1 protein-coding gene is annotated in these 437 nt (G+C 51.3%); it reads left to right on the top strand.

The annotated features are described in order from the left end of the window. A partial coding sequence (locus tag AB8818_RS22895) for an EF-Tu/IF-2/RF-3 family GTPase (protein ID WP_371200039.1) occupies positions 1-437 on the top strand: 437 nt, incomplete at both ends.

Here is a 437-nt window from a genome sequence, read left to right as displayed (position 1 = left end):
TTCCTGGATTCTTACATCCCAGAACCAGAGCGTGCGATTGACAAGCCATTCCTGCTGCCAATCGAAGACGTATTCTCCATCTCCGGTCGTGGTACCGTTGTTACCGGTCGTGTAGAGCGCGGTATCATCAAAGTTGGTGAAGAAGTTGAAATCGTTGGTATCAAAGAGACTGCGAAGTCTACCTGTACTGGCGTTGAAATGTTCCGCAAACTGCTGGACGAAGGCCGTGCTGGTGAGAACGTTGGTGTTCTGCTGCGTGGTATCAAGCGTGAAGAAATCGAACGTGGTCAGGTTCTGGCGAAGCCAGGCTCAATCAAGCCACACACCAAGTTCGAATCTGAAGTGTACATCCTGTCCAAAGACGAAGGCGGCCGTCATACTCCGTTCTTCAAAGGCTACCGTCCACAGTTCTACTTCCGTACAACTGACGTGACCGG

The organism is Enterobacter sp. KB-280D8 (assembly GCF_041399405.1).
Taxonomy (GTDB): domain Bacteria; phylum Pseudomonadota; class Gammaproteobacteria; order Enterobacterales; family Enterobacteriaceae; genus Enterobacter; species Enterobacter cloacae_N.
Note: the sequence above shows the minus strand (reverse complement) of the source record. Positions and strands in the feature narration are given on the sequence as shown.